We start from the raw sequence: 22,551 nt of genomic DNA, 5'->3' as shown, positions 1-22,551 counted from the left end.
GTGGTCCGCGGGAGTGTGAAATGACCGATCTTGCCACCCAGCCCAGGCTCGACACGCCGCCGCTCGACGTTGCTGCGCTGCGTGAGGAGTTTCCGATTCTGGCTCGCGAGGTGCACGGCAAGCCGCTGGTGTACCTGGACAATGCCGCGACCAGTCAGACGCCGCGGCGGGTGATGGCAGCGTTCGAGGACTACTACGGACGCTATAACGCCAATATCCATCGCGGACTGCATACGTTGTCCGACGAGGCCACCGCGGCCTTCGAGGGCACCCGCGAGACGGTGCGTGCTTTTCTCAACGCTGCCGATAGTCGTGAGATCATCTTCACTCGCGGCACCACCGAGGCGATCAATCTGGTCGCCAACGCCTGGGGGCGCACCAATCTTCACCCCGGCGACGAAGTGCTGGTGTCGCGGATGGAGCACCACTCCAATATCGTGCCCTGGCAGCTGCTGGCCAGCCAGTTGGGGATCGTGATCAAGGTGATTCCGGTGGACGCCCGCGGCGTGCTCGATCTCGACGCCTATCGGGGGCTGTTCAGCGAGCGTACCCGGCTGGTGGCGGTCAACCACGTCTCCAACGCCTTCGGCACCGTTAACCCGGTGCGCGAGATGGCGGCGATCGCCCACGCCCATGACGCGCTGATCCTGATTGATGGCGCCCAGGCCGCGCCTCACCAGGCGGTGGACGTGCGCGACATCGATGCCGACTTCTACGCCTTCTCGGGGCATAAGGTCTACGGCCCTACCGGGGTCGGTGTGCTCTACGGCAAGGCGGCGCTGCTCGAGGCCATGCCGCCCTGGCAGGGTGGCGGCGAGATGATTCAGACGGTCTCCTTCGAGACGCCGACCACTTTCGCGGCGATTCCCCACAAGTTCGAAGCCGGCACCCCGGCGATTGCCGAGGTCATTGCCCTGGGCGAGGCGCTGCGCTGGATGGAGGGCGTGGGTATCGATGCCATCGGCGCCTGGGAAGGGCAGCTGCTCGAGGCTGCCACGTCACGGCTGCTGCGTATCGAGGGGCTGCGTATTCTTGGTACCGCACCGCACAAGGCCAGCGTTCTGTCGTTCGTGGTGGAGGGCGCCCACGCTCAGGATATCGGCCTGCTGATCGACCAGCTTGGCGTGGCGATCCGTACCGGCCACCACTGTGCCCAGCCGCTGCTCAACCACTTCGGCGTAGATGCTACCTGCCGGGCCTCCTTTGCTGCCTACAACACCCTCGAGGAAGTCGAGGTCTTCGGCGATGCGCTGGAGCGGGTGATTGGCATGGTGCGCTAAGCATCACTATTTTACGGACAGCGGCTAAGGAGAGTTATGGCGGTTAGCGCACCACAAGAGCAACTGTACAAGGGCCAGAGCCTCCCGCTGCAGCGCGATGTGGAGGTGATCTCGATCCCCTTCGGCAAGACCATCACCCTGCCGGAGGACAGCATCGTCTCGGTGATGCAGGCCAAGGGCAGCAGCGTCAGCGTGGCCTTCGAGGGCCGCCTGTATCTGGTCGAGGGCGCCAACCTGGATGCGCTGGGGCTGGAGTCGTTGCCGCGGCCGACGCTGCATGAGGATGCCAGTGACGAAGAGATCGAGCAGTTCGTATGGGACCAGCTGCACACCTGTTTCGACCCGGAGATCCCGGTGGATATCGTCGAACTGGGGTTGGTCTACGGCTGCCGCATCGAGCGGCTGCTCAGCGGCGAACGTATCGTCACCATCCGCATGACGCTGACTGCGCCGGGCTGCGGGATGGGCGATGTGATCGCTGCCGACGCGCGCAACAAGATTCTCGGCGCACCGCAGATCAGCCAGGTACATACCGAGATCGTCTTCGATCCGCCCTGGAGTCGTGAGATGATGAGCGACGAGGCCAAGCTGGAACTGGGCATGTTCTGAGCCGGCGCCCCGATATCCGGCCGCGGTATGCCGCGTCGGCGGGGTGCTGTGCCTGTCGCAATCGGGGAAATCGATGCCACTATGGAAGCCGTTCAAGGCTGTGCTGATGGTGCTGGGCGCCGTGCTGCTGATGGCGGTGCTGATGTTCGTCGGCGCCAACGCCTGGGTGCTGGCCAAGACGTCTGCACGCATCGAGCATGATCTGCCGATCTGCACCGCTCAGCCGGTAGGGATCGTGTTTGGCACTTCCCACTGGACCCGAGCCGGGTCTCGCAACCCTCACTTCGAAGCGCGCATGAGTGCTGCCTCGCGGCTGATTCGCATGCGCCGGGTGCAGCACCTGCTGCTTTCCGGCGATAACCGGACCCGCTTCTATAACGAGCCGGTGACCATGTGGCGCGACCTGCGTGCCCGTCAGGTGCGCGACGTCGACATGACCCTCGACTACGCCGGCTTCAGCACCTTCGATACCCTGTCCCGGGCGCGGGATGTGTTCGGTGCCCAGCGCGTACTGCTGGTCACCCAGTCATGGCACCTGCCGCGAGCGCTGTTCATTGCCGATGCGCTGGGGCTGGAGGCCACCGGCTGTGCGGCGCCGGCGCAGCCGGTGGCCGGGGTATGGCGGTTGCAGGCGAGGGAGTGGGTGGCGCGGGTAGCGACCCTGGGGGATCTCTACGTATGGGGACGGCGGCCCTATTTCCTGGGACCGCTGGAGCCGCTGGAGATCGCCCCACGGGCCTGATCGCGGCTCATGGGAGCTCGTTCAGCGACGCTGCTTCTGGATGCGGTAGAGCTCGCGAATCAGCGCCCGGCAGTTTTTCCAGCAGCGCTCGATAAGTGGCTCGATGGCGTCCGGCAAGGGGTGGGTATGCACCGTTGCCAGCGCCTGCATCAGCACGCGTTCCTGTTCCAGTAGCTCGCCGATCAGCACCTGACTGTCGTTGCCGACGAAGCTCTTGAGGCGGCTCCACAGCCACATGTAGTCGTCGCGCTCGACGTCGGCGTCGCGGGGAAGCAGGCGCAGATGCTTCTTGGCCAGCGCCTGCAGCTCGTGCATGGCCGCATCGCGCTCGTCATAGAGCGGTTTCAACGTTTCGCGCAGGGAAGGGCGCAGGCGTTCGAGGTTGTCCTGAAAATAATCGAGACTGTCGGCCAGCGCTTCCAGCAGGCTATCCATCGCCACCTGGCGATTATCGAGAAACATGAGCGGTCACCTCCTCCGGTGACCATAAATTGTGCGGGTGGAAACAGTGTTTTGCTAGCCCCGCTGCGAATAATTTTCACGCTTTCGCAGTTTTTGCCTTTATTCGAGGCTTTGGCGCCTCGTCGCTCAGCCTTTGGGCTTGGCCGGGGTCTTGCGGACTTGGGTCGAGTGCTTCTCGATATGCTCGATGATCAGACCGGCGATATCCTTGCCGGTGGCTGTTTCGATGCCCTGCAGGCCGGGGGAGGAGTTGACCTCCATGATCACTGGGCCGTGGTTGGAGCGTAGCAGGTCGACGCCGGCCACCCGCAGTCCCATGGCCTTGGCGGCGCGAATCGCCGTGGAGCGCTCCTCGGGGGTGATTCGGATCTCACTGGCGCTGCCGCCGCGATGAAGGTTGGAGCGGAACTCGCCTTCGGCGGCCTGGCGCTTCATCGAGGCGACCACCTTGTCACCGATTACCAAGCAGCGAATGTCGGCGCCTTTGGCCTCCTTGATGTACTCCTGCACCATGATGTTGGCCTTCATGCCCATGAAGGCCTGAATAACGCTCTCGGCGGCCTGGTTGGTCTCGGCGAGTACCACGCCGATGCCCTGGGTGCCCTCGAGCAGTTTGATCACCAGTGGCGCGCCCTTGACCATGGTGATCAGGTCAGGAATGTCATCGGGTGAGTGGGCAAAGCCAGTGATTGGCAGCCCCAGCCCTTTACGCGACAGCAGCTGCAACGAGCGCAGCTTGTCGCGCGAGCGGGTAATGGCCACCGAGTCGTTGAGCACGTAGGTGCCCATCATCTCGAACTGACGCAGCAGTGCGCAGCCGTAGAAGGTTACCGAGGCGCCGATACGCGGAATCACCGCGTCGAAGTGTTCGATCTCCTCACCCTTGTAGTGGATCGATGGGCGGTGCGAGGCGATGTTCATGTAGCAGCGCAGGGTGTCCACCACGCGAACGCTGTGGCCACGCGCCTCGCCGGCTTCGATCAGCCGACGCGTTGAATAGAGATTACGGTTACGCGACAGCAGGGCGATATGCATGGCTAACTCCATTGTCAGGTGTCATGAGACGGGACAGGATGGCAGTTCGCAGGGTGCGCTTCATGGCTCACCGTGCAGAAAGGTTTCCCCGGGCGCAATCAGTAATCGGCGCATTGCGCGCCGGCCGAGCAGCATCGGGTGTCGCAGGTTGCTGCGGTCGGCGAGGGTCAGCTCGGCGTTGAAGCCCAGCGTGCCGAGCTCGAGACGCGTGCGGATCACGTAGCGCCACTCGGCATGGCCGTTGGAGCTGGTCACTCGGCGCCGATCGTGGAGGTGCAGCTTGAACGGGTGGGCTGGGCTGCCGGGCCCGCCGGCACGCGTGATGAAGCTGACCCAGACGTGGCCGTGCTCTTCGAACGATTCGATATCTTCGGCGTGCAGCGAGGAGGTGCGAGCCCCGGTATCGGCCTTGGCGCACAGGCTCAGCCCCAGCTCGGGCAGTGTCACCATTTCGCGGCGACCGATGACCGTCTGGGCGTGGTAGGGCAGCGATTTCATGGGATCTTCCTCGTTCAGCACTGGGCTGTCAGGCCGCGCAGGCGCTGGCCGATGGCCGAGCCGGGGTCGGCCTGGCGCAGGGTCATCAACACCGGTAGCCGTAGCCGGGGGATCAGTGCCAGGTCGCGGGCCAGCGCGCTGAATTCCGCCTCGGGATGCTCGGCCAGGCGCGTCAAGAACAGTGGCAGTCGCTCATCATCCTCGAGGTGCTCCCAGCCGCGGGCGGCCATCGCCGCCAGCAGGTCGGGGCCGCAAGCGGCCGGGTCGTTGAGCAGTTCGCTATACCATGCCGCGGCGACCGTCTGACTGGCCCCCACTGCTCGCACGCAGGCGCACAGGGTCTCGAGGTCGCCCGTCTCGGCGGCTCGCTCGCCGCATTGGCGCAGCGCCGCCGCCAGGCTTGGCGCCAACGCCAGGTGCTCGAGGCAGTAGCACAGCGGCTGTAGCACGTCTGTGGGCAGCGCGGCGAGGCGAGCGGCGAGTCGCTCGGCCTGGATCGCATCGTGGCGTACCGCAACGTCGGCCAGGCCCTGCAGCCCCAGCGCTTGCCAGTCGTGGTCGCGTTGGCCGGTGAGGTACTCCTCGGCAAGTTCATGATGCTGGCTGGCGGGGGCGTCGAGGTCGGCGCTGGCCCGGGCGTGGAGCATGGCCTGCAGCGCTAGCGTCGGGGTGAAGGCCAGCGGGTTGTCCTTCATCAGGTTGTCGATATCGTCCGCCTGCTGCGCTGCCTCGCGTCGCTCGGCGCTGCGCCCGAGGGTTTCCAGCAGACGCTGGATAAAGGCGTCGCGGGGCGCGGCGCTGAGCTGCCCCTGTTCATCCAGGGGCAGGGCCAGAAACCAGATCATCGGCTCTTGAGCGGGGCGTAGGCGAAACACGCAGGCAAGCCGCGCCTCGCTCTGCCAGGGGGCGGGCCAGGGCTCGCTGCCGCGCTCGAACTCGGCCAGAGTGGTGAGCGGGCAGGGCGTTACGCGACGACCCATATGATAGAGCCGCACCTCGGCGCCGCTGCGGTCGAAGAAATCAGTAAGCGTCGCAATTGGCTGCATGGAACATTCTCCGAGTCGAGCCGCGCACTGTAACGCGAGGCCGGGCCGCTTGTCAGCAGCGTCTGACCAGCGTAAGACCGCCTGGAGTGAATCGGCGTTCTGGTCACATTCTGGTCATAAATTGATCAGTTTGCGCAATGGCCCATGAGGGTTGGCCAAGCGGCAGTTGTCAAAGGGTTATCCACAGCCTCTTGCAGTGAATTTGTGAATCCCTTAACAGCACTAGGGTGGCCAGGCTGAGGCGGGCGCGGGATAATGGTCCTATGTCCAAGGGAGAAAGCATGAATCCGCACCAACGACTCGACCAGGCCCTACGCGAGCTGGAAGCCACCCTCAAGGCGGCCGATCTGTGGCGCGTTGAGCAGCCCTCGTCCGAGGCGCTCGCCAGCCAGCAGCCGTTCTGCGTCGACACCATGGCGTTGCCGCAGTGGCTGCGCTATGTCTTCGTCGCCAAGCTCGATGCACTCGTCGAGGACCGCGCACCACTGCCGGCCAACTGTAGCGTGGCGCCTGCCGCCGAAGCGTACCTGCGCCAGGCCAAGGTGCCCTCCCATCACCTGCTGCTGGTGGTCAAGGCGATCGAGCAAGTCGACTGCGCGGTCACGGAGGGCTGAGTATGGCGTACTATTTCGCCTATGGCAGCAACATGAATCCGGCGCGTGTCGAAGCGCGCATCGGAACCACTCGACGTGTGCTGCCGGGCACGCTGGCCGACCATGCGCTGCGTTTCGACAAGGCCTCACGGATTCCGGGTATTGCCCATGCCAATGTTGCCTGCCAGCCCGGTGACCGGGTCGAAGGCGCGCTATTCGAGCTGATGGGAGCCGAGCAGATCGAGCTGATGGACCCCTTCGAGGGGGTGCCCCACGACTATCAGCGCCAGCGTCGCGAGATTATCACCCACCAGGGCGTGATAGAGGCCTGGGTGTATATCGCCGTGCCCGAACGGGTGCGTAGCGCCCTCAAACCGGCCCGGGAGTATGTCGCGCATCTGCTGGCCGGTGAGGCCTTCCTGAGTGCCGACTACCATGCCCGCCTGCGTCAGGTGGACGCCGTAGAGGGGCTCGACGCTGCCACTCTGGCGGTGCTGGGCCTGCACGCCAGCACGCCGCGATAGCCGCGACCCGGGCTGTCATTTCTTCAGCCCCACCATGCAAAAACGCCGGGGCCAAGGCCCCGGCGTTTCGATACCGCTGTTACACACAGCGATTGCCGCATCGATCGATCAGAAGCGGAAGGTGACGCCGCCGCCGATGGTCAGCGGGTCGACCTTGGCGGTGCCCACTTCGGTGCCGTCCACGCGGATGTCGCCTTCGACGTCAGCGTAGTTGGCAAAGCCGTTAAGCATCACGTTGTCGGTGACCGCCAGATCAATACCTACCTGGCCGATGGCGCCGTAGGAGCGACGCACGTCGAGGCCTTCAACCGACTCGCCGGAGAAGCGCGTGTAGTTGAGGCCGGCGCCGACGTAGGGCTGAATGCGCGAATCGAGGCCACCCAGCGGATAGTAGTTGACCATCAGGTTAATCGGCATACGATCCAGGGTCCCGAAATCTCCCCCGCCAAGGGTGAGATCATGTTCGACCTTCTCGGTGCCGGACAGCTCGACGCCGATGTTGTCGTGGAACAGGTAGCCGAGACCGTAGGAGAAGCCGCGTTCGGCACTGCTGATGCTCAGATCGTTACCATCGGCCTGGCCATTGTCGGAGCGGGTATCGGTCTTGGCCACGCCGCCGCGAACGAAGAAGTCGCCGGCACTGTAGGCCATGGCAGACTGGGCAGCGAACATGCAGCTTCCAGCGATGGCGGCAGCGGTGATCAGTTTGGTGGTTTTCATGGGAGTTCTCCTTGAAGCCTTGCTTCGTCACATCAATGCCTTGCCAGTCGGCAACGGCGTTCCAAACCGTGTCAGGCAACCTAGTATAAGAAACACTGTTTCCTAAGTCTGGTTGAAAATTGCAATGAGCGCAATAGGGCCGATAAAAACAGGGTATGACGCCTTGCTTGAATGAGTATAGCGGAATCGGTGTTTGACACCAGTGAATTAGTGTAATGTTTTTGTATAACAAATGCCGCGCTGCGACAACGCGGGTGTCCACCCTGAGAGAGACCTCGCCGTGACGGCCATTTTCATCTTAACTATCCTAGAATCAACCGCCGGCCTGGGTTCAACCACTGGAGAGTCTTATGCCAAGCTTTGCGACACGCCTTGCCGGACTGCCTCAGGCACCGCTGGTGGCGATGGGGATCTCGACGCTGCTCGCACTATGGCTGTTGTGGCGCCCTGAGCTGCTCAGTGGGCTGGCGATGGTCTGGCGGTTGCCACTGATTGTACTTGGGATCTGGGCGCTGGGCGCGGGCTTCAGCCTGGGAGCTGGACTGGTACCCCAGCGAGGCCGGCTGCGCCGGTTGCTGGGGCCACCGCTTTGCTGGTGGCTGCTGGGAGCCTTCACGTTGGTCGTACTGGCGCGGGGGCTATGGGGAGGTGGCTGAGGCCGGATATTTGGCAGATAAGAGTCGCAACGCAAGGAGCCGCCCGTAGGCGGCTCCTTGCGTTCAGGGTGCGGCGATTAGCTGCGGTCTATGGCATCGAATTCGGCGGTCACGCTGGACGCCGGTTCGTCGGTCATCAGGCTGACGGCGACGATGGCGAGGTAGGCGAAGACCACGCCGGGCACGATCTCGTAGAGGTCGAACAGGCCGCCGGACAGCTCGGCCCAGACCACCACGGTGATACCGCCGACGATGATGCCGGCCAGCGCGCCCCACTGATTCATGCGCCGCCAGAACAGCGACATGATGAGTGCCGGACCGAAGGCCGCACCGAAGCCGGCCCAGGCATAGGAGACCAGGTCGAGTACGGTGGCATCGGGGTTGAGCGCCAGCAGGTAGGCGAGTACGGCGATGCCGATGACTGCAAAGCGGCCGACCCACACCAGCTCCGACTGCGAGGCGTCCTTGCGGAAGATCGCCTTGTAGAAGTCATCGGTGAGCGCTGAGGAGGAGACCAGCAGCTGAGAGTCGGCGGTAGACATCACCGCGGCCAGGATGGCGGCTAGCAGGATACCGGCGATCACCGGATGGAAGATCAGGTTGACCATCACCATGAACACCGTCTCGCCGTCGCCTAGCTCGCGAGACACGAAGCCTACCCCGAGCAGGCCCACTGCAATAGCGGCCACCAGGCACAGCGCCGACCAGCTGACGGCGATGCGCCGTGCGGTGGGGATGTCGTCTTCGCTACGGATGGCGGCAAAGCGTGCCAGGATGTGCGGCTGACCGAAGTAGCCCAGGCCCCAGGCCAGCGAGCTGATAATGCCCATGGCGGTGAGGGCTTCACCGGTAGAGGCATCGCGGAACCACGACAGCATGTACTCACTCTCGGCGGCGAGTGCCGCGCCGGCGCCGCTGGCACCACCCAGGTCGCTGAAGGCGATGATCGGCACGATGGCCAGCGCCGCAGCCATCATCAGGCCCTGGATCAGGTCGGTCCAGGAGACGGCCAGGAAGCCGCCGAAGAAGGTATAGAAGATGATTGCCAGGGTGCCGACGGTGACCGCAAGAGTGTAATCAAAACCGAATACCGTCTCGAACAGGCGCCCACCGGCGACCAGCCCGGAGCTGGTATAGAACAGGAAGAATACCAGGATGAAGATCGCCGAGATCACCCGCAGCAACTGGGTGTTGTCGTTGAAACGGTTGGCGAAGAAGTCCGGCAGCGTCAATGAATCGCTGGCACGGAAGCTGTAGACACGCAGGCGGCGGGCGACGATCAGCCAGTTGAGCCAGGTGCCGATCAGCAGGCCCACGGCGATCCAGCTCGCCGAGATGCCGCTGACGTAGGCCGCCCCAGGCAGGCCCAGTAGCAGCCAGCCCGACATGTCCGATGCGCCGGCAGAGATCGCCGAGGTCCAGGGGCCCAGCGAGCGACCACCGAGGATATAGTCGGAGAGGTTGGTGGTACGCCTGTAGGCGACGATACCGATGCCGAGCATGACCAGCAGGTAGACGCCGAACGTCAGGCCAATGGTGATGTTGTTCTGGACCATGAAAAGTGTCCTCTTGGGGCGAATGACGCGCCAGGGGCGCCGTGATTGCTTACTTGCCGAAATCCTTGGCCATCTCTTGGGCACGCGCGGCACAGGCCTGCATGGCTCCCTCGACGATCTGGCGGAGTTCGGCGTCTTCGAAGTGCTGGATGGCGCGTTCTGTAGCACCCTGCGGCGACATTACGTTGCGCTTCAGCTGGGCCGGCTCGTGCTCGCTCTGCAGCGCCATGCTGGCCGCACCGAAGCCGGTCTGCAGTGCCAGGCGGCGGGCCGTTTCACGCGGCAGCCCGAGTTTCACGCCGGCTTCTTCCATGGCTTCGAAGAACAGGAAGAAGTAGGCCGGGCCACTACCTGAGACCGCGGTGACGGCATTCAGCAGCGCTTCTTCTTCGACCCACTCCACCAGTCCTACGGCGCTCAGCAGTTCACCAGCCAGCTCGCGCTGCTCGGCACTGACGCGTGAGTTGGCGAATAGCCCTGAGGCGCCAGCACCGACCAGCGAGGGGGTGTTGGGCATACAGCGAATGACCGCCAGTTCACCGCCCAGCCAGCCTTCCAGGGTGGCCGCCTCGAGGCCGGCAGCCACCGATACGATCAGCGGCTTGCGGTCCTGGACCGTTTTGCGGAGCGGCTCGCAGACCTGGCGCATGATCTGCGGTTTTACCGCCAGCACTACCACATCGGCCTCGCTGACGGCGGTGGCGTTGTCGGTCTGAGTGCGAATGCCGTAGCGCTCACGCAGTGGCGCCAGCATGGTTTCATCGGGGGAGGTGGCGATGATCGCAGCGGCGGGGTAGCCGCCGTCGATCATGCCGCCGAAGATCGCGCTGGCCATATTGCCGGCGCCAATGAAGGCTATCGTCTTGTGCATAATTCTTGCGCTCCTCCGCCTGGGGCGTGTCGCCAATGGCACCGCACGCGGCGGCGCCGATGACGGCTCAGCGTTCGGTGGCGGTCTGGTCGTTGGTTTCGCGGTAGGTCAACTGGCTGACCACGATGGCAACCAGTGCTGAGATCAGGAAGCCGGGTACCGCAGCGTTGGTGATGCCGAACAGGATGGTGGCGAACAGGTTGTTGATGTCGGGCAGGAAGGCGTAGGTCCAGGCTGGCTGCTGGGAGCCCATCAATACGGCGATCAGGCCGGCCAGCATGCCCCACAGGCTGCCTTGGCGGGTCAACTTCTTCCAATACAGGGTCAGCAGCAGCACCGGGCCGAAGCAGGCGCCGAGGCCACCCCAGGCGAACAGCACCAGCCAGAACACGAAGGTCTCGGCCGAGAAGGCCAGCAGCACGGCGAGCAACATGATGGACGCCGTGGCCAGGCGGCTGTAGGCCACCAGACGGGTCTGGGAAATCTCCTCACCGCGATGGATCAGCTTGTCATAGATATCGCGGACCAGTGCGCTGGCCCCGACCAGCAGCTGGCTGTCAGCCGAGGACATGATCGCCGCCAGAATCGCTACCAGCAGCACACCCATCAGCAGCGGGCTGAGCAGTTCCTGGCCGAGGCTGGTGAAGATCGCCTCATGGTTGCCGTCAGGCAGCATGTCGACTTCGGGAAAATAGACGCGACCGATGATGCCGATCATTACCGCGCCCCAGCCCATGATCACATTCCACAGCGAGGAGATCAGTGCTGCCTGGCGCATTTCGCTAACGTTCTTCAGCGACATGTAGCGCACCAGGATGTGCGGATTGCCGGGGCTGCCGAAACCGATGCCGAGCAGGCCGAGAATGGCGCCAGCGGAGAAGGCGAAGGGGTCGACGAAGCCCGCTCCCTGGGTCTGCATCGCCTCGAGGATCGGCCCGAAACCGCCAAGATTGATGATGGCGATAATCGGCAGAATCACCAGTGAGGCGAACATGAAGCCGGCCTGCAGCACATCGGTCTTGCTGACCGCATGGAAGCCGCCGATCATCACGTAAAACAGCAGGATGGCGGCGGTCAGCCACATTCCGCCGGTCTGCGACAGCCCCATGGTGCTGGAGAAGGCGGTGCCGCCGGCGACCACCTGGCTGCCGACATAGGCGACCATGAAGAATACCAGGATCAGTGCGCTGACCACTCGCAGTGCCTTGCTGCCGCCGGGAAAGCGCGACTCGAGCAGGTCTGGGATGGTCAGGCTGCCGGTGGCCTGGCTGTACTCGCGAAAACGCCGGGCGACGAAGAAGAACATCACGATCTCGGCGGTAATATAGCCGGCGATCGCCCAGATGGCCTGGAAGCCAGACAGGAACGCCATGCCGCTGACGCCGAGTATCAACCAGCCACTGCGTCCGGAGCTGACAGCACTCAGCGCTACGGTCCATTTGTTGAGGTTGCGGCCGGCGAGGAAGAAGTCCTCGAGGCCGCCGGCGCTCTTCTTGGAGCTGGCCAGCCCGATAATGACCAGAAACACCAGATAGGCGCCAAACACGAGTAGGGTAACGGGTTCCGCCGTCATGTCAGTATCCTTGCATCACATAGGTTGTTGTTTGGGCAGGGAGAGAGAAGCAAAAGGGTCAGGTGTTGCGCTGCTGGTCGCGCTTGCCCTGAATCACGTAGCAGGCGAGGGAGGCTGCGATCAACAGGCTGGGGAGGCCGATCAGGCCAAAGAAAATGCCGGGGGTCATGAGCGTATCCTATTGATATTGTGAAGTGTCATGTGCCGTCCAGGCGCCCCGGATCGAGCGATCCGGGGCGCACGCTGCACTACTCGTCGCCGAGTGCCAGCAGCGAGGCATTGCCACCTAGGGCGGCGGTATTCACCGTTACCGTCTTTTCGGTGGCAAAGCGCAGCAGGTAGTGGGGCCCACCCGCCTTGGGGCCGGTACCGGAGAGGCCCTGACCACCAAATGGCTGCACGCCGACGACGGCGCCGATGATATTGCGGTTGATATACACATTACCAACCCGAATTTTCTCTGCAATGGCGTTGGCAAAGGATTCATTGCGGCTGTGCACCCCGAAGGTCAGTCCGTAACCGCGACCGTTGATCGATTCGATCACCTTGTCCAGCTCACTGGCCTTGTAGCGCACCACGTGCAGAATCGGGCCGAACTGTTCGCGCTCCAGCGCCTCGATGCCGTCGATCTGGAAGGCCATCGGGGCCACGAAGGTGCCGTCGGCGGTGTGGGCGGGGTCCAGGCGGGTCTCGGCGAGCAGGCGTTTCTCGGCCTTGAGCTTGTCGATATGGGCATTGAGGCCCTTGCGCGCATCCTCGTCGATCACCGGGCCCACATCGGTGCCCAGCTCGCGAGGATCGCCGACATGCAGCTCGTCCATGGCGCCATCGAGGATTTCCAGCACACGATCGGCCACGTCGTCCTGCAGGTAGAGCACGCGCAGCGCCGAGCAGCGCTGGCCGGCGCTCTGGAAGGCTGACTGGATCACATCGGCGACCACCTGCTCGGGCAGGGCGGTGGAGTCGACGATCATCGCGTTCATGCCGCCGGTCTCGGCGATCAGGGTGGGCAGCGGGGCGCCCTCGCGGGCCGCCAGGGCGCGGTTGATGATCTGCGCGGTATCGGTGCCGCCGGTGAACACCACGCCGGTGATGCGCGGGTCGCCGCTGAGCACGCTGCCCACGGTGGGGCCGTCGCCGGGCAGCAGCTGCACCACGTCGCGGGGCATGCCGGCTTCATGTAGTAGCTCGATTACCCGGTGGGCGACGATCGAGGTCTGCTCGGCGGGCTTGGCCAGCACGGTGTTGCCGGCCACCGCGGCAGCGACGACCTGACCACAGAAGATCGCTACCGGGAAGTTCCACGGGCTGATGGCGGCGAACACTCCCTTGCCGCCCAATTGAAGGTGGTTGGATTCACCGGTGGGGCCAGGCAGGGCGGTGGGGTCGGCAAATAGCTCCTCCGCGCGCATGGCGTAGTAGCGGCAGAAGTCCACCGCCTCCTTGATCTCGTCGACGCCGTCGGTGAGCAGCTTGCCACCCTCCCGCGAACACAGCGTCATCAGCTCGGCCATATGGCGCTCCATCAGGTCGCCGAGGCGGCGAATGATGGCAGCCCGCTCGGCCACCGGTGTGGCGTCCCAGCGTGGGAAGGCGGCCCAGGCCGCATCCACGGCCTTGGCGGCCTGCTCGGCAGTGGTCCACTGCACGCTGCCGACCGACTGACGGCGGTCGTAGGGAGCTTTGACCGCATGGGTGTTGGCGGGATCATCGGCCACGTCGAAGGCCAGCAGCGGCTTGACGTGGTGCTGCTGGTCCATGAAGTCGGCCATCTTATCCATGAGCGGCTGATACTGGCTGCGGATGTTCAAGTTCACTCCCTGCGAGTTCTTGCGACCGGCGCCGAAGATATCCCGCGGCAGCACGATCCTGGGGTTGGCATAGCTAGAATACTGCTCGAGGGCCTCTACCGGGTGAACGCACAGCGACTCGATGGGCACCTTGGGGTCGACCAACTGGTGGACGAACGATGAGTTGGCACCGTTCTCCAGCAGTCGGCGCACCAGGTAGGGCAGCAGGTCCTTGTGGGCGCCCACCGGGGCATAGATACGGCAGTAGGTGCCTTGGGGGGCACGCGCCAGGGCCGCGTCATACAAGGCTTCACCCATGCCGTGCAGGCGCTGGAATTCGAACGCCCGGTTGACGTCGTTGGCCTGTTCGAGAATGGCACTGATGGTGTGTGCGTTGTGGGTGGCGAACTGCGGGAAGATCCGTCCACGGGTGTTGTCGGAGAGCAGGAACTGCGCGCACACCAGATAGGCGACATCGGTGGACGCCTTGCGGGTATAGACCGGGTAGCCGTCAACCCCGAGTTGCTGCGACTCCTTGATCTCGCTATCCCAGTAAGCGCCCTTGACCAGACGAATGGGGATCTCGTCGCCCTGCTGCTCGGCCAGGCGGTTAAGGTAGTGCAGCACCGGCATGGCACGCTTCGAGTAAGCCTGGACCACCAGCCCGAAATGCCCCCAGCCGCGGCAGGTGTCGCTCTCGAGCACGGCACGGAACACCTCCAGCGACAGCTCCAGGCGGTCGACTTCTTCGGCATCGATGGTGATGGCCACGTCGCGCTCGCGGGCCATGGCGGCAAGTTCACGCACGCTGCTCACCAGTTCCTCGAGCACCTGCTCGCGGCGCCCGAACTCATAGCGCGGGTGCAGGGCCGAGAGCTTGATCGAAATCGAGGGTGCCGGTGTCTTGGTCGGTAGCGCCTTGCTGGTCTTGCCGACCTGCTGGATGGCGCGGGCGTAGTCGTCGAAATACTTGGCGGCATCGCGGCGGGTGCGGGCAGCCTCGCCGAGCATGTCGTAGGAGTAGGTGTAGCCCTTGTCGAACAGTGGCTTGGATCGCTTGAGCGCCTCGTCGATATCGCGTCCGAGCACGAACTGTTTGCCCATGATCTTCATCGCCTGGTACATGGCGCTACGGATCACCGGCTCGCCCATACGGTTGACCAGCTTGTTGATAAAGTTGGCTGGCTTGCCGTCGCGGGGGTGGTCGAGGTTGATCACTCGGCCGGTCATCAGCAGCCCCCAGGTCGAGGCGTTGACGAACCACGACTCGCTCTGGCCGAGGTGCGACTTCCAGTCGGCAGGCCCCAGCTTGTCCTCGATCAGCGCATCGGCGGTGGCCTTGTCGGGAATTCGCAGCATCGCCTCGGCCAGGCACATCAGCATCAGCCCTTCATGGGTATCCAGGCTGTACTGCTGCAGCAGCTCGTCGATGGAGTCGACGGCGGTGTCCATCTCGCGCACTTCGCGCACCAGCTCGGCGGTCTTGGAGGCGATACGGCGGAAGTCGTCTTTATCGGCGCTGAGACGCTGGACCAGCTCTTCGACGAAGGCATCCTCGTCGACGATGTAGTGCTCACTGATGCGAGCAAAGAGCGCCTCGAGATCCTGCTGCCAAGTCGAGGCATCCAGCATATTGTTGGCATTCAGCATGACAAACTCCCTGCAGTTGGCGGTCGGGCAGGGCCTGGCAACGACGAGCGAGGCGGACAAGGCCGCCTCGCTCGACCAGGGATGCACCCCGACGTGAACGGTGATGTCCAGAAGATAGGATGGGAAGGGCATCAGCGTCTTGCCAATTTCCCGGCAGGATTTGTTAAAAACGGGGAAGCTTGGCGTTGGCGGGCAAGGCGTTAGACTTTGGTCGCAAGGTGGTCGCGGTGAATGACTTCGGCGGCGCCGCGTTGACGTAGCTGGCTAGGGGGGTGGCCGAAGGCGCGACGGAAGGCGTGAGATAGCGCGCTCTGATTGGCGAAGCCGGTGCGCTCTGCGATGTGTGACAGTGGCAACCGGGTCGAGGTCAGCAGCTGGCGAGCGGCCCCCAGGCGTTGACGCAGCAGGTATTGGTAGGGTGTGAGGCCGGTCTGTTCGCGGAAGCAGGCGCTGAAGTGTGCTTCGCTGAGGCAGGCTTCGGCAGCCATGTCGGCGACCGTCAGGCGTTCACTGAGGTGGTGCTGGATGAAGCGATCGATCAGTTGAATATCCAGGCGCTGTGGCTGGGATTGGCTGGGGAGGTCGGGGTGCAGGCGGGCATGCAGGCAACCGAGCAGGGTGGCCGCCAGCAGATCGCCTTGAGGGCTCCCCTGCGGCTGCTGGCGCTGATACGGCTGGGTAAGCTCCTGGGTCAGGAAGGTCAGATACTGACGCAGCGGCTCGTCGAGGGCGAAGAAGCGGGGGGCGTCGAAGAGCCTCATCAGCTCGCGGTGCGGGCCGCTCAGCGACGGGGCGTCCAGCGGCAGATCGAGAATCAGCTGCCGATTGTCGCCGACGCCCTCGTAATAGTGAACATGGTTGGCCGGCACGATACAGCCCGAGAGCGCGGCGATGGAGCCGCCCATGCCTTCGATCTCGAATTCGGCATGACCTGACAGGCCGATCACCATCTGGTGGTAGTCGTGGGCATGATGCTTGATGGTGTTATCGAGAGGCATCAAGCGGATGACACTGGGCATGGCGTCACCTCCGAGTGGGGGACTGCGCGTCAGACGTAACCCATTGTACCCGGCGAGGGGCAGGTTGCCACGTGCTCAGGCGTCGAAGTGCTGCTTGTCTCTCAGCGCGGTGTGCGATGCCAAGTGCTCACGCAGGGCGGCAAGCTCCTCACAGCCGGCCTTGGAGAGCAGCGGCTGCCCGCGGGCGGCTTGCCAGGGGCGGCCGTGTTCGTCCATTAAACGCTGGGCGCGGCGGCGGACGCTCTCGAGGTAGTCGTCATGACGTACCGGGTACCCCACCACCACGTTCCACTCCGTCTCACTGGCCTTGCCTTCCAGCGTCTTGTCGAAGATCTCCAGCAGGTGCTTGGGCTCGGTGCGATAGCGGGGCGTGCGTGATAGCAGCAAAATGCCGATCATACTGCCGAAGATCAGTATGCAGACACCGAAAACGAGCAGATAGAGGGCCATGGGAAACGACGGCTCCATGCTGTTGCCTGCCTTGGATGGCAAAGGCACGAATGGGGTGGGGGGAGGGCAACGGCCTCCAGCCACCGAGAGCATAGCGCTATTCTACATGCTTCGTTCCCAGGGCTGTAGGTCGTGGGAGAGTGGCAGATACACGAACGCCCCCAAAAGGGGGCGCTCGGGCTACCAAGGAAAGCGATCAGGCCAGATCGAAACGATCGGCGTTCATCACCTTGGTCCATGCTGCAACGAAGTCCTTGACGAACTTCTCCTGGTTGTCGTCCTGGGCGTACAGCTCAGCGTAGGCGCGCAGGATGGAGTTTGAGCCGAACACCAGATCGACACGGGTCGCGGTGAACTTGGTGCTGCCGCTCTTGCGATCCACAATATCGTAGGCGTTCTTGCCTTTGGGCACCCAGCTATTTGCCATGTCGGTGAGATTGACGAAGAAGTCGTTGGTCAGTTGGCCAACGCGGTCGGTAAACACGCCGTGCTGAGTGCCGCCGTAGTTGGTGCCCAGCACCCGCATGCCGCCCATCAGAACGGTCATTTCCGGCGCGGTCAGCCCCATCAGCTGGGCGCGATCCAGCAGCATCTCCTCCGGCTTGACCACGTACTCCTTCTTCTGCCAATTGCGGAAGCCATCGGCCAGCGGCTCCAGAGGCTCGAAGGATTCCGCGTCGGTCATGTCGTCGGTGGCGTCGCCGCGGCCCTTGTGGAAAGGCACGTGAACGTCGTAACCAGCAGCTTTTGCGGCCTTCTCGATGCCCAGGTTCCCGCCCAGTACGATGACGTCAGCGATGCTGGCGCCGGTGTCGGCAGAGATCTGCTCGTAGACCTTAAGCACCTTGGCCAGACGCTCAGGCTCGTTGCCTTCCCAATCCTTCTGCGGGGCCAGGCGGATGCGTGCGCCGTTGGCACCGCCACGCATATCGGAGCCGCGGAAAGTACGGGCGCTATCCCAGGCGGTACAGATCAGCTCATTGAGGCTCAGGCCGCTCTCTGCGATCTTCTCCTTGACCACCTCTTCGATATAGTTGGTCTCACCCTGGGGGACCGGATCCTGCCAGATCAGGTCCTCGTCCGGCACTTCTGGGCCGATGTAGCGTGACTTGGGCCCCATGTCACGGTGCGTCAGCTTGAACCAGGCACGCGCGAAGCAGTCCTTGAAGTACTCGGGATCCGCCATGAACTTCTCGCAGATCGCGCGATACTTCGGATCCATCTTCATCGCCATGTCCGCATCGGTCATGATCGGGTTGTGGCGAATTGAGGGGTCGGTCGGGTCGACCGGCTTGAGTTCCTCCTTGATATCAACCGGCTCCCACTGGTTGGCACCGGCGGGGCTTTTCCGCAACTCCCACTCATGGCCGAACAGCAGTTCGAAGTAGCCCATGTCGAACTGGGTCGGGTTGGTGGTCCAGGCGCCTTCAATACCCGAAGTGACAGCATTGGTGGCCTTGCCGTCCATGTGCGGATTGATCCAGCCGAAACCCTGAGACTCGACGTCGGCCGCTTCTGGCTCAGGCCCAAGCGCTTCGGCATCGCCATTACCATGGGTCTTGCCGACGGTGTGGCCGCCTGCGGTCAGCGCAGCGGTCTCTTCGTCATTCATCGCCATGCGGGCAAAAGTGACGCGCACTTGCTCAGCAGTCTTGAGCGGGTCGGGCTTGCCGTTTACCCCTTCAGGATTGACGTAGATCAGGCCCATCTGTACCGCGGCCAGCGGATTTTCCATGGTATCCGGCTGTTCGACATCGCCGTAGCGCTCGTCGGAGGGGGCCAGCCACTCCCTCTCGGCGCCCCAGTAGATATCCTTCTCCGGATGCCAGATATCCTCGCGGCCATAGGAGTAGCCAAAGGTCTTGAAGCCCATGGACTCGTAAGCAACGTTGCCGGCCAGGATGAACAGGTCGGCCCAACTGATCTTGTTACCGTATTTCTTCTTGAGTGGCCACAGCAGGCGACGCGCCTTGTCGAGGTTGCCGTTGTCGGGCCATGAGTTCAGCGGCGCAAAACGTTGGCTGCCGGAACCGCCGCCGCCACGGCCATCGGCCAGACGATAGGTGCCCGCTGCGTGCCATGCCATGCGGATCATCAGGCCGCCATAGTGGCCCCAGTCAGCCGGCCACCACTCCTGACTGTCGGTCATCAGGGCGTGCATGTCTTTCTTGAGCGCGTCGAAGTCAAGCGTCTTGACCGCGTCGCGATAATCGAAATCTTCGCCCATCGGGTCGGACTTGCGGTCATGCTGGTGCAGAATGTCGAAGTTCAGGGCTTCTGGCCACCAATCCGTATTGGTGGTGCCGGTGCTGGCACTGGTGTTGCCACCGTGCATGACCGGACACTTTCCTGCGGTGTTGCTGTCATTCTCGCCCATATCACTCTCCACATCGTTTTTGATGGTTGCTGCATTACTGCTATTAAAAAGTAGTCTAGAAGGGCCAGCGCACCTCAATAAGCGTTGTTCATGCCTCCCACTGTACGCCTGAATCGTGGCTGCCTGTCATCGAGAGGTAGACCAAGGTCGTAGCCCGGCGGGGCCAACTACCCGGTCTTAACCCTTTCATCAGTAAGGTATAACAAACCCATCGATAGGATAGATTTGATTTTATGCAACAGGACGATAGTGCGCCTTAATGGCCCACCCGCAGCGCGCAGAATGCTGTGGTGGGTGATTTTGCGGGAAAGCTGCCTTGCTTAGTCTCCAGGCGGGACATCGTCGGATTGAAGTACTCTAATTAAAGCTGACACCCCGATAGCCTTCGGAGAGAAATAGTTTTCTGTCTTCGTGCAGCAAGGTTTGCTTAATCCATCGATACGTTGGTCGCGATTGGTTCTCACCTACTCACAAGGTGAATGATCAGCATCGCGAATCCGCACAAAGAAGGCGTCGTCCCCGAGCTGCCCACCCTTGAAAACGACCTGCAGGCCGTCAAAGGCGGGATCGCTACTGTGCGCGGTGCACAGTGGCGACCCGGGCGTCTGGGGGAGTGGCAAGCGTGTAGTGAGTGCCTGGATGCCCAGTTCCTGAATCGCATGGCTGGATGTATCGCCACCGGCGACCACAAGGCGGGCGAGCTGCTCGGCACGAGCCAGGTCCCGAAGTAGCCTCCCCAGTCGGCGGCCGATGGCATGTGCAGCGCCGCTATGCGGTAACGATACCAGACCGGCATCGGGGCCGAGGGCGGTGTAGATCACCACGCTACGACCTGCGGTGAGTGCCGCCAGCGCCTGCGAGCGAACGGCATCCAGCTCGGCGGTCGCCTGGGCGTCATTGGCCAGACGCATGGCGTCTGCCCGCAGAGCGACAAAGCCGTGGGCCTCGGCGTAACGGATCTGGCGAGCGGTGGTCTCGGAGCAGCTCCCTGAGACCACGGCGATGCGTTCCACGGGGCCCGGATGGGTAAAGGGGGGGGGCGCCTCGATCAGCCCCAGGCGGCGCCACTCGGCGAGCAGCGCGTATTCGACCCCGGAGGAGCCGACCACGAAGCCGCCGTTCGTTGGCCGGGTGCGCCACAGCTGACGCCCCACTGCTGCCTGACTGGATGAATCGAGCACGTCGTATAGCAGAGCGGCGTAAGCGACTCGAGCGCTGTCGACGCGGCTATCAAGCTGGGTGTCGGCGAGGGCCACCAGGTCGATGAGGCCAATATCTAGGGAGGTCTGCATTGCCAGGTGGCGACGCAGATCAGCCTCGTGCATCGGCGTTACCGGATGGCGTGACATGATCGGGTGGCGGTCGATGCGGTAGACCTCATCCTGGGCGGCGGCAAATAGCTGGCCAAAGGCCGTATAACGCCGAAGTTGAGGGGCGCCAACCACCACTGGCACGCCCTCATGGCCGAAGATGCGATGGCCGATCTCCAGGGCGCGGCCGATGCTGCCGACGTCAGGGGCACTGTCGAAGGTGGAGCATGTCTTGTAGTGGCAGAGCGCTGCGCCGCGTTCGCGCAGCCAGCTAAGTGCCGGCGTCAGGTGCTGGTCCATCCAGTCCGGCGACTCGCTGCGGCTGGTGCCGGCCAGGCCGATCGCCCGGCAGTGGCGGAACCGCATCAACTGGGTTTCGTCGGGGATGATGGTGAACAGCACGCTATCGACGCCCTGACTAGCGAGGGCCTCCATCGCATCGGTGGATCCCGTCAGGTCATCGCCGTAGAAGCTGATCAGTGGATTCATCGTCATCGACGGAAGGCCCCCAGAGCGCGGGTTAGTTCGTTGTGCTCGCGAGCGTAGGTGTCGACGTCGATGCCCGCTACCGCGGCCTCCCAGGCCTGGCGAAGGCTCCTGACACCGGCGCCGATGCCATCGGGGTGCGCCATGATGCCGCCGCCAGCGCAGAAGATCAGATCGGTACTGGTGATGGCGGCGTAGGTATCCGCTGCCTGGTCAGCGGTCTGGCCGGACGAGAAGACGGGCATCACTTCGCAGCCTGGCGCCGGCGGGTTGAACATGGGCGTTAGGCAGGCACGAGCGCTGGCGATGACGCTGGCATCCTCCTCGCTGAACTTGTTGCGCAGGCCATTGACGTGAATATGGTCAACCCCGGCCAGACGCCACAGCTTCTGGTAAGCCACGAAACTCATGCCCAGGTGTGGTGAACGGCTGAGCATTCCCCAGCCCGCTCGATGGCCATGCAGAGCCACTTGGCAGTGGCGCCTCAGCTGGCTCACGCCGCTCAGGCCTACGGCATTAAGGGCGACCATCACACAGCTGCCACCCGCGGCGACCACATAGTCGTGATGCTCGCGCATTTCATCGGTCTCACCGGTGATATTGAAGGCGTACATGACCTTGCGCCCGGTGCGTTCGGCGTGCTCCCGGATAAGCGGCATCACGGCATCTACCCGTGCCTTGAACGGGTTGTGGGGGCCATTGGCCTGCAGCTCGTCGTCCTTGATGAAGTCGATGCCCCCCGCTAGCAGTTGGCTGACCACCTCGGCGGTGGCCTCCGGGGACAGCCCCACGCTGGGCTTGATAATCGTGCCGATCAGCGGCCGTTCCGGGATGCCGGTCAGCTCGCGGGTGCCGGTGATACCGAACTGCGGGCCGGGGTAGGCCTCGATAAAGGGCTCAGGCAGTGTCAGATCGAGCAGCTTGAGCGCCGAGAACTCCTTGAGTTCGAAAAGATTGCCGGCCAGCGTCGCGAACAGGGTAGGCAACGAGGCGCCGAGGTTGGCGAGTGGCCATGAGAGAGTGACCCGTGCGCGTCGGTAGACAGGATGCACACTTCCTGCGGGCAGCGCCGGTATCGGCAGCGAGGGGGTGTAGTGCGTTCCCAGTCGCTCAATATGTTCGACGCGGGCCGCATGCTCTTCGCGCAGCGCGTCGGTCTCGCTGGCCAGGCGAGTAAAGGTACCGCATGACTGTTCACCGGCCATCACCTCGGCAGCATGCGCTAACGGGTAGGGCGTTTCGATCAGGTAGGTGGCCAGGATGCGATCGCTCATGGTCGACCTCTCTCAAGTGATTAAGCGACG

The 22,551-nt window shown here is 63.4% G+C and carries 20 protein-coding genes; 6 read left to right on the top strand and 14 right to left on the bottom strand.

Annotated elements, in window-relative coordinates; translation table 11 throughout:
• Positions 1-20 precede the first annotated feature (20 nt).
• The 3 genes from IEI94_RS17685 to IEI94_RS17675 all read left to right on the top strand — a co-directional run bounded on the left by IEI94_RS17685 (position 21) and on the right by IEI94_RS17675 (position 2,631).
• Positions 21-1,280 carry an aminotransferase class V-fold PLP-dependent enzyme gene (locus IEI94_RS17685; RefSeq protein ID WP_191168573.1) on the top strand — a complete coding sequence of 420 codons (1,260 nt, stop codon included), beginning with the start codon at positions 21-23 and terminating at the stop codon, positions 1,278-1,280.
• Between the two features lie 36 nt (positions 1,281-1,316).
• Positions 1,317-1,889, top strand: a complete 573-nt coding sequence (sufT, locus tag IEI94_RS17680) for a putative Fe-S cluster assembly protein SufT (protein ID WP_191168572.1) — start codon at positions 1,317-1,319, stop codon at positions 1,887-1,889.
• A 73-nt stretch (positions 1,890-1,962) separates the two neighbouring features.
• Positions 1,963-2,631: a vancomycin high temperature exclusion protein gene (locus IEI94_RS17675; protein WP_224750183.1), complete on the top strand. Its 669-nt coding sequence runs from the start codon at positions 1,963-1,965 to the stop codon at positions 2,629-2,631.
• Between the two features lie 21 nt (positions 2,632-2,652).
• On the opposite strand, the gene IEI94_RS17670 is transcribed toward IEI94_RS17675, so the two are convergent.
• From IEI94_RS17670 to IEI94_RS17655, 4 genes are all read right to left on the bottom strand, one after another.
• The gene (locus tag IEI94_RS17670) at positions 2,653-3,093 is read right to left on the bottom strand and encodes a hypothetical protein (RefSeq protein WP_191168571.1); all 441 of its coding nucleotides are present in this window, start codon (positions 3,091-3,093) and stop codon (positions 2,653-2,655) included.
• A 126-nt stretch (positions 3,094-3,219) separates the two neighbouring features.
• Positions 3,220-4,128: a 30S ribosomal protein S6--L-glutamate ligase gene (gene rimK / locus IEI94_RS17665; RefSeq protein WP_191168570.1), complete on the bottom strand. Its 909-nt coding sequence runs from the start codon at positions 4,126-4,128 to the stop codon at positions 3,220-3,222.
• A 60-nt stretch (positions 4,129-4,188) separates the two neighbouring features.
• Positions 4,189-4,626: an ATP-dependent zinc protease gene (locus tag IEI94_RS17660; RefSeq protein ID WP_191168569.1), complete on the bottom strand. Its 438-nt coding sequence runs from the start codon at positions 4,624-4,626 to the stop codon at positions 4,189-4,191.
• Between the two features lie 14 nt (positions 4,627-4,640).
• Entirely contained in the window at positions 4,641-5,672 is a 1,032-nt protein-coding gene (locus tag IEI94_RS17655) for a DUF3549 family protein (protein WP_191168568.1), read from the bottom strand.
• A gap of 281 nt (positions 5,673-5,953) precedes the next feature.
• On the opposite strand from IEI94_RS17655, the gene IEI94_RS17650 reads away from it, so the two are divergent.
• Both IEI94_RS17650 and IEI94_RS17645 read left to right on the top strand, forming a co-directional pair.
• Positions 5,954-6,286, top strand: coding sequence for a YqcC family protein (locus IEI94_RS17650; RefSeq protein WP_191168567.1), 333 nt, complete (start codon positions 5,954-5,956; stop codon positions 6,284-6,286).
• 2 nt (positions 6,287-6,288) lie between these two features.
• Positions 6,289-6,789, top strand: a complete 501-nt coding sequence (locus IEI94_RS17645) for a gamma-glutamylcyclotransferase family protein (RefSeq protein ID WP_191168566.1) — start codon at positions 6,289-6,291, stop codon at positions 6,787-6,789.
• Positions 6,790-6,897: 108 nt separating this feature from the next.
• On the opposite strand, the gene IEI94_RS17640 is transcribed toward IEI94_RS17645, so the two are convergent.
• Positions 6,898-7,509 (bottom strand): OmpW/AlkL family protein, encoded by a 612-nt coding sequence (locus IEI94_RS17640; protein WP_191168565.1) that lies wholly within the window; start codon positions 7,507-7,509, stop codon positions 6,898-6,900.
• 350 nt (positions 7,510-7,859) lie between these two features.
• Between IEI94_RS17640 and IEI94_RS17635 the strand changes: the two genes are divergently transcribed.
• Entirely contained in the window at positions 7,860-8,165 is a 306-nt protein-coding gene (locus IEI94_RS17635) for a cyd operon YbgE family protein (protein ID WP_191168564.1), read from the top strand.
• A gap of 77 nt (positions 8,166-8,242) precedes the next feature.
• Here the strand turns inward: IEI94_RS17635 and putP are convergent, their stop codons facing one another.
• The 9 genes from putP to IEI94_RS17590 all read right to left on the bottom strand — a co-directional run bounded on the left by putP (position 8,243) and on the right by IEI94_RS17590 (position 22,521).
• The gene (gene putP / locus IEI94_RS17630) at positions 8,243-9,721 is read right to left on the bottom strand and encodes a sodium/proline symporter PutP (RefSeq protein ID WP_191168563.1); all 1,479 of its coding nucleotides are present in this window, start codon (positions 9,719-9,721) and stop codon (positions 8,243-8,245) included.
• Positions 9,722-9,770: 49 nt separating this feature from the next.
• A complete protein-coding gene (gene proC, locus IEI94_RS17625) occupies positions 9,771-10,592 on the bottom strand; it encodes a pyrroline-5-carboxylate reductase (protein WP_191168562.1) in 822 nt (273 codons plus the stop codon).
• Between the two features lie 67 nt (positions 10,593-10,659).
• Positions 10,660-12,165 carry a sodium/proline symporter gene (locus tag IEI94_RS17620; protein ID WP_191168561.1) on the bottom strand — a complete coding sequence of 502 codons (1,506 nt, stop codon included), beginning with the start codon at positions 12,163-12,165 and terminating at the stop codon, positions 10,660-10,662.
• 248 nt (positions 12,166-12,413) lie between these two features.
• Positions 12,414-15,605 carry a bifunctional proline dehydrogenase/L-glutamate gamma-semialdehyde dehydrogenase PutA gene (gene putA, locus IEI94_RS17615; RefSeq protein ID WP_191168560.1) on the bottom strand — a complete coding sequence of 1,064 codons (3,192 nt, stop codon included), beginning with the start codon at positions 15,603-15,605 and terminating at the stop codon, positions 12,414-12,416.
• 200 nt (positions 15,606-15,805) lie between these two features.
• Positions 15,806-16,624, bottom strand: coding sequence for an AraC family transcriptional regulator (locus IEI94_RS17610; protein ID WP_191168559.1), 819 nt, complete (start codon positions 16,622-16,624; stop codon positions 15,806-15,808).
• Positions 16,625-16,699: 75 nt separating this feature from the next.
• Complete coding sequence (locus tag IEI94_RS17605; protein ID WP_191168558.1) at positions 16,700-17,074, bottom strand: hypothetical protein; 375 nt, start codon at positions 17,072-17,074, stop codon at positions 16,700-16,702.
• Between the two features lie 196 nt (positions 17,075-17,270).
• Complete coding sequence (katG, locus tag IEI94_RS17600) at positions 17,271-19,451, bottom strand: catalase/peroxidase HPI (protein ID WP_191168557.1); 2,181 nt, start codon at positions 19,449-19,451, stop codon at positions 17,271-17,273.
• A 464-nt stretch (positions 19,452-19,915) separates the two neighbouring features.
• The gene (locus tag IEI94_RS17595) at positions 19,916-21,256 is read right to left on the bottom strand and encodes a four-carbon acid sugar kinase family protein (RefSeq protein WP_224750182.1); all 1,341 of its coding nucleotides are present in this window, start codon (positions 21,254-21,256) and stop codon (positions 19,916-19,918) included.
• On the bottom strand, positions 21,253-22,521 hold the full coding sequence (locus IEI94_RS17590) for a ribulose-bisphosphate carboxylase large subunit family protein (protein ID WP_191168556.1): 1,269 nt from the start codon (positions 22,519-22,521) through the stop codon (positions 21,253-21,255). The genes IEI94_RS17595 and IEI94_RS17590 overlap by 4 nt, the downstream gene beginning before the upstream one ends.
• Positions 22,522-22,551 lie beyond the last annotated feature (30 nt).

The organism is Halomonas sp. ML-15, from assembly GCF_014779595.1.
Taxonomy (GTDB): domain Bacteria; phylum Pseudomonadota; class Gammaproteobacteria; order Pseudomonadales; family Halomonadaceae; genus Franzmannia.
Note: the sequence above shows the minus strand (reverse complement) of the source record. Positions and strands in the feature narration are given on the sequence as shown.